General features: G+C 42.1%; 9 protein-coding genes. 3 read left to right on the forward strand and 6 right to left on the reverse strand.

Annotated features, from left to right (window positions below):
• The 3 genes from Q0081_RS14370 to Q0081_RS14380 all read right to left on the reverse strand — a co-directional run.
• Positions 1-361 (reverse strand): LytTR family DNA-binding domain-containing protein (locus Q0081_RS14370; protein ID WP_298354617.1); only part of this gene is annotated, 361 nt, incomplete at its 3' end.
• Positions 362-370: 9 nt separating this feature from the next.
• Positions 371-2,035 carry a histidine kinase gene (locus Q0081_RS14375; protein ID WP_298354619.1) on the reverse strand — a complete coding sequence of 555 codons (1,665 nt, stop codon included), beginning with the start codon at positions 2,033-2,035 and terminating at the stop codon, positions 371-373.
• Between the two features lie 20 nt (positions 2,036-2,055).
• Positions 2,056-2,367, reverse strand: a complete 312-nt coding sequence (locus tag Q0081_RS14380; protein WP_298354621.1) for a hypothetical protein — start codon at positions 2,365-2,367, stop codon at positions 2,056-2,058.
• A 374-nt stretch (positions 2,368-2,741) separates the two neighbouring features.
• On the opposite strand from Q0081_RS14380, the gene Q0081_RS14385 reads away from it, so the two are divergent.
• The gene (locus Q0081_RS14385; protein WP_298354623.1) at positions 2,742-3,188 is read left to right on the forward strand and encodes a nuclear transport factor 2 family protein; all 447 of its coding nucleotides are present in this window, start codon (positions 2,742-2,744) and stop codon (positions 3,186-3,188) included.
• A 5-nt stretch (positions 3,189-3,193) separates the two neighbouring features.
• Here the strand turns inward: Q0081_RS14385 and Q0081_RS14390 are convergent, their stop codons facing one another.
• Both Q0081_RS14390 and Q0081_RS14395 read right to left on the reverse strand, forming a co-directional pair.
• Positions 3,194-3,592 (reverse strand): DUF5615 family PIN-like protein, encoded by a 399-nt coding sequence (locus Q0081_RS14390; protein WP_298354625.1) that lies wholly within the window; start codon positions 3,590-3,592, stop codon positions 3,194-3,196.
• Positions 3,589-3,807: a DUF433 domain-containing protein gene (locus Q0081_RS14395; protein WP_298354627.1), complete on the reverse strand. Its 219-nt coding sequence runs from the start codon at positions 3,805-3,807 to the stop codon at positions 3,589-3,591. The genes Q0081_RS14390 and Q0081_RS14395 overlap by 4 nt, the downstream gene beginning before the upstream one ends.
• Before the next feature lie 61 nt (positions 3,808-3,868).
• Between Q0081_RS14395 and Q0081_RS14400 the strand changes: the two genes are divergently transcribed.
• Both Q0081_RS14400 and Q0081_RS14405 read left to right on the forward strand, forming a co-directional pair.
• The gene (locus Q0081_RS14400) at positions 3,869-5,182 is read left to right on the forward strand and encodes a Gfo/Idh/MocA family protein (protein WP_298354628.1); all 1,314 of its coding nucleotides are present in this window, start codon (positions 3,869-3,871) and stop codon (positions 5,180-5,182) included.
• 69 nt (positions 5,183-5,251) lie between these two features.
• Positions 5,252-5,827: a diheme cytochrome c-553 gene (locus Q0081_RS14405; RefSeq protein WP_298354630.1), complete on the forward strand. Its 576-nt coding sequence runs from the start codon at positions 5,252-5,254 to the stop codon at positions 5,825-5,827.
• Between the two features lie 83 nt (positions 5,828-5,910).
• Here the strand turns inward: Q0081_RS14405 and Q0081_RS14410 are convergent, their stop codons facing one another.
• Positions 5,911-6,057 carry a LytTR family transcriptional regulator DNA-binding domain-containing protein gene (locus tag Q0081_RS14410; protein ID WP_298354631.1) on the reverse strand — a complete coding sequence of 49 codons (147 nt, stop codon included), beginning with the start codon at positions 6,055-6,057 and terminating at the stop codon, positions 5,911-5,913.
• Positions 6,058-6,060 lie beyond the last annotated feature (3 nt).

A 6,060-nucleotide genomic window follows, 5' to 3' on the forward strand; every position in this document is an offset into this window, starting at 1 on the left:
CCACTCGACGGCTCCGTTCTACTTTTTGCACTGCCGCAATCAAATCTTTGGCATCAGTAGGTTTGAGCAGGTAATCTATCGCACTGAATTTGAATGCCTTTACCGCAAATTTATCGTAAACAGTGACAAAAACGACTGCAAAATTCAAATCTCCCACCATTTCCAACAACTGAAAGCCGTTCATTTTGGGCATTTCAATATCCATAAAAACCACATCCAGAGCATTGGACCGAATGGCATTGAGACCTTCATCGCTACCCGTGCATTCGGCAATTACCTCTACTTGGGGGCAATACATTTTCAACTGTAAGGCCAATAACTTTACGCAGTCGGGTTCATCATCTATGATAATTGCTTTCATATCAGGGGGTTAAATCGGTATCTTTACAATCACACGCGTACCGGCTGCGTGGCCTTCTGCATTCACTAAATCGTCTATTTGTACCTGTGTTTTTGATTTGTACAATTGATTGATGAGTTCAATACGCTCGGAAGTCATTTTCAGGCCAAAGGATTTATTTTTAGTAGCCGATTTGCTTTTCAATTCATTCGAAGCGGCACGCCCTACGCCATCATCCGTAATGATTACCCTAAGCAGCGTCGCATTATTTTGCGTCTCTACGGTTATGGTCACTGTACCGCCTTCTTCTTTGTGCATCAATCCGTGCCAAATCGCATTCTCAACGTAGGGTTGAAGCAACAGCGGCGGAATTTCAATGTATTGATAATCAATGGTTTCATCAATAGTTATGTGATACTTTACTTTGTTTTTAAACCGCATTGCTTCCATCGCAATGTCCAATTCTAACGTTTCTAATTCATTTTCAAGGGTTACTTTCTCCGAACGTGAGTTTTCCAGCACCAGCCGAATCAATCGTGAAAACTTTGTTAAATATTCGGAAGCTGTGAAAACGTCGTTTTCGAGCGTATATAACTTAATGGAATTCAGGCAGTTGAAAATAAAGTGAGGGTTCATCTGCGCTCGAAGCGCCGTCATTTCGGTTTCGGCAATTTTTTGTTCAAAATTACTTTCCAATTGTCGAATGTGCTGTTCTTCCAAAATTTTACTCTGCGCCTGTACTTCTTTGGTACGAAACTCCAACTGCCGTTCCAGTTGCTCGGCGTAGCGGACTTGCATCTTATTTTTTTCAATTTCTACCAACCGATTTCGATAAGCAAGGGCAATTAAGAAAAAGAAATTTTCCAGCAACATTCCCAAGCCAAAAAAGAAGGGAATATAGTTGATAAAAACCAAAAGTGACGGGTTCCCTTTTGCCACTCTTACGTCTAAGAACATACTCAAAAAAGCAATAGCCCATACACTCGAAATACCCGCTAAAAGATATACCTTATATGGACTCTTTGACCTTAAAACACTGGTAAACAAAATGATACCTGACAGCAAAAACGTAACATCTTGGCGTAAGTAAGGCCAATTCGAGTGAAAAACTAATCCATAAAAATATTCATATCCAACAAGGGACTCCTGAGCGACAAAGACAAGTAGAAAAACTTTCATCACTCTCCACGTCTTGGGTGCATACGTGGCCAGGTTGACAAATTTGGCAAGGAATAAAACGTAAAAAAAGGCCATGATAAACGTAAAGTTACGGCTGGTTGACCTCATTTGCAGAGGTAGCCCCAATCCCAACCGAAAGTTCATGTTCCAGACCACGAAAAAACCCGCGATAAAGCAAAAAATGGCGTAATACAAAAACACCTTGTCACGCGTGAAATGATATTGAGTAAAGGCAAATAAGCTCATAATCAGCAACCCACTCGCAACGATTGCTAATCCTAAAAATAACCAACGTGTAAAGTATGAATTATCCGCAAACCACAATCGCAAACTCGTCGGAGTGTGTAGCATTACTTTAAGTGGATCAACCACTCGTACCAGATTCGACACTTTTAGGTAGTAAGTCTTGGTACTCAATGGGGTAACTACTAACCGAATGGCTTGCCAATCGTGTACATTATAAGGCGTAAAATAAACGCCCGTTTGCTGCAACTGCCGCCCCGAGCTGTCAAACAATTCAACCTGACCGTGACGACCTACTTCGAGTAACGTTTCTGAGATTTGGGTAGGAGCGTATTTGAGATTCTAAAAGTAAGCCAAGTAATAATCGTCGAAACGGGCGATTGCTGAATATGGTCAGGCACTTTTTGAGAAAAAGGCCGAAACGCTTGTTTCTGAATTACGTCAAAAGGGACGTTATCCCCACTTTTATCGTCATAAAAAAGCACATTTTCCTCTCTATTCACTCCCTGTTTCCAGTCGGGAGTACCGTGAATGACGATGGGGGTTTGGCTAAAATCAATGGAGCATTGATAAAACAAGTAAAACAGATAATTACAGATAGCCAATCTGTTTCACCCGTACTGTACGTGTGTTATCTTTTTGCATCCTATTTGTTAGAATCTTTCAATGCACAAGGTATATGATTAAGCTCAAATCCGGCTAATTTTTTCAGGGAACGGCAGGTTTTTTGAGCGAACCAAAGTAATCTTCGAGAGAACAATAATACATTCCCGCTACACAAGTAAATGACGTTTTTTTACCACTAAGTAGCTACATGAGAGCCGTACTTTTGTAGGAACTGGTTTAGAAAAGTATTCCCTCAATCATTCTTATAGCTTACTCAAAAATAGGCCCCTTTCACCCTACTTTATTGGCAGGTGCAGATCGAAGCTATTTTATTTGTTCCAACATATCTGCTTTCTGTTAAACCCTATTCAAAATGAAAAAATTGGTACTCTACTTACTACTCGCCTTTCCATTGGGACTCTTTGCCCAAACCAACGACGAAGCAGCGATCAAAGCCGTCGTCCAACGAGAAACCGACACTTGGCGGGCAGGAGATATCAAAGGTCATGCTGAATGTTGGCATGTGCAGCCATACAGCAGAATTCTCGTTTCACTTCCAGACGGTACATCCATTGACGTACCACCTGCCGTGATGCTCAACCCAACGTCAGATATAATGGGTGGTGGCGGCAATTCAATAAATTCCAATTACCGAATTGGGATTATTGGTGATGCAGCATGGTCGAGTCACGACCAAGAAACCACCGCCAAAGACGGTACTAAATCGTATTCGTACGAGATGAGAATGTTAGAAAAAATCAACGGTCAATGGAAAATAGTGGGGGAGTCGGTACATCATTATACGCCTAAAACGAAGTAGCATTTTTATTGAAGCCAAATCGGATGAATACCTCGTACAAGTGTTTTGTCAACAATCCCGTCAGCTATAATGATTTTTGAGGATTGAGCACTGTCAATTCTTTGATAATGATTTGTCAAGAAGATATTCAAAAGCTCAAAAAGTGGGATTCTTTCAGTAGGGGTATCAAAAGCAGATTGAAGCAATAGAAAATGAAGTTGATACTGTTGCAACTGTTTGTCACTATACATCAGTTTGTCGGAAGTAATGATACCTCTAAAACTATTTTGAGTAAGTAATGAAAGTAGTTCGCCATTTTTTTTGCCTTGCCAACCCATGAATTGATAGGTATAAACTTGAAAAAGATGGGAGTCAAAACAATGCCTAAATCTGGGTGAAAGGTTTTCGTCAAGATACAGTTTCATGCAGCAATGAGTTCACTATGAAGCAATTGTTGCCCCAACTGCCCAATTACTTGTTTGGCATCAGTAGGATTTACTGAAGGATAATCTTCCAAAAAATCTTGCAGCGTGTTTACACCGCTTGCCAGATAATCAATTAAGGTCTTAACAGGAACTCTTGTCCCCATAAACACAGGTGTTCCACTCAGAATATCAGGGTCACTTACGATGCCTTTCATTGGTTTAGTAATTTTAAAACAAATCTAATTTATTTTTTGAAACCTCAAAAACAAATTCAAGATGAACCGCAGGCAATTTATACAAAATACAGGCTTGACATCGCTGGGTTTGGCCTTGTCCAACAACGTTTTTTCTGCCGAAAGAAAAATTAAAATAGCAGTTTTGGGAACCGGTTGGTTCGGCTCTGACTTGCTGCTGCCCAATGCCTTGGCCAGTGGTAAATTTGAAATCGTAGCCCTTTGCGATGTCAATCAAAAAGCCTTTCAGAAATCGCTGGATGTATTGCAAAAAGCAGGTTTGCCGAAGCCCGTTATTTTTAGCGACTACAAAAAAATGTACGAAATGCCTGATTTGGAGGCAGTTATTATTGCTTCACGCACGCACTGGCACGCTTTACAGTTTATAGACGCCTGCAAAAAAGGGCTGCACGTATTTCTCGAAAAACCCGTCAGCTTCGACATCGCCGAGTCGAAAGCGATGATGACAGCCCACCAAAAAGCAGGGAATGTAGTCGTGGTGGACTTTGAACGAGTACAGTTTGGGATCAACGAACAAATCAAAGCCTATATTGATAGCGGTGCGGCGGGTACGATTCGTCAAGTCTTGGTCAATCTGCACAACCCCGAAGGCTCCGTTGTTGAAAAACCTGTCCCTAATCACATTGATTTCGAGGCTTTTTGTGGCCCTGCTCCCAAACAAAAATTCCTGTGTAACCCCGATAGCGACACGCCTAATTGGCGGGCTAACTATGCCTTTGGACACGGCACAATGATAGATTGGGGCAGTCATTATCTACACAATGCCCGCAAATTAATGGGTTTGGGGTTGCCCGATTCGGTCATGGCAACTGGCGGTAATCTGAAAAATATAGGGCAAGAACAGCCCGACTACATGGACGTTCATTTCAAATACGGCAACTTACCAGTACAATATTCGCAACGAGCGTGGGGCTATCAGTCGCTCAACCCTGATACCAATATCGGGGTGTGGTACATGGGCGAAAAAGCAACGATTTTTGAGGGTGAGTTTGGCTGGGAAGTGTATCCAGAAGGTGGAAAACCAAAAATTAATCACGGTGAAATCGGCTTCAAGCCCTGGACGGAGGAGTTCAACGTAAAAATGAATGATGGCATCAAGAAACAGTTTGTTGAATTGTACGATGGAATCATGGCCAAGTCAAACAAAAATATTTCGGCACCACTAAGCGACGCTATCCAAACCAATACCGCCATGATTATGGCAGATTTGGCGTATCGTACAGGAATGGGGATTGTCACCAAAGAAAGTCTTAACCCTAAGAGCAATACCATGGCCACCCAACTATTAAAACGAGAATACCGTGCAGGGTACAAGCATCCTTCCGAAAATATTTAACCCACGTTCCATTCATTTCAAATTTTTAAAAATCTATCTATTTTATTACCTCAAACCAATTCAAAAACAATGAAAACCCAATTGATTTCACTCTCTGTTATGGCATTTGCAGGGGCTATGTTTCTAAGTTCTTTTAACAAAGCAGAACCTCCCAAAAAGACGAAATTGGCCGATGATGCCCTAATCAAAAAAGGGGAATATTTGGTCGGCATTTTGGGTTGCGGCGACTGTCATGCACCTAAGATGATGACCTCACAAGGCCCCGCCCCCGACCCTGCTTTGGGGCTTTCGGGACACCCTTCCGCCATTCCTATGCCGAAAGTAAACAAAGAGGCTTTGAAAGATTGGGCCTTATTTTTCCCAACCCTTACCATGTCAGTTGGTCCGTGGGGAGCATCGTTTGCAGCAAACATAACACCCGATGCGACGGGCATTGGTTCCTGGACCTATGAGCAATTTAAAATAGCCATGACACAAGGGAAAAGTAAGGGAATAGCCACCGCTCGCCCTCTATTGCCACCTATGCCGTGGCAAAATTATGTAAACATGAAAGACGAAGATTTGCGTGCCGTTTTTGCCTACTTAAAAAGCTGCAAACCTATCCACAACGTTATACCTCAACCCATTTCACCTGATAAATTGTAAGTAAAAACTGTATTAATTACGTTCTGAATCTGACTTTGTAAGCTTTTCTGAGGCATTGTCAGGTTCAGTTCAACTGTTGGTTCTCATAACCATCCAAACCTCTCTACCAGCTTTTCTTTTTGACTGCGGGCTACGGTGATACTCTGACCGTCGGTCATGATGACATAACTGCCTTCCCCTTTCATAAACTTGGCGATATGGTCGAGGTTGATGAGGTGCTGACGGCTCACCCG

Source organism: Runella sp. (assembly GCF_027484545.1).
Taxonomy (GTDB): domain Bacteria; phylum Bacteroidota; class Bacteroidia; order Cytophagales; family Spirosomataceae; genus Runella.

Excerpts from the sequence above, each read along its gene's own strand:
- Q0081_RS14385 (WP_298354623.1), top strand. The coding sequence starts at position 2,742 with ATGAAAAAATTGGTACTCTACTTACTACTCGCCTTTCCATTGGGACTC.
- Q0081_RS14390 (WP_298354625.1), bottom strand. The coding sequence starts at position 3,592 with ATGAAACTGTATCTTGACGAAAACCTTTCACCCAGATTTAGGCATTGT.
- Q0081_RS14395 (WP_298354627.1), bottom strand. The coding sequence starts at position 3,807 with ATGAAAGGCATCGTAAGTGACCCTGATATTCTGAGTGGAACACCTGTG.
- Q0081_RS14400 (WP_298354628.1), top strand. The coding sequence starts at position 3,869 with ATGAACCGCAGGCAATTTATACAAAATACAGGCTTGACATCGCTGGGT.
- Q0081_RS14405 (WP_298354630.1), top strand. The coding sequence starts at position 5,252 with ATGAAAACCCAATTGATTTCACTCTCTGTTATGGCATTTGCAGGGGCT.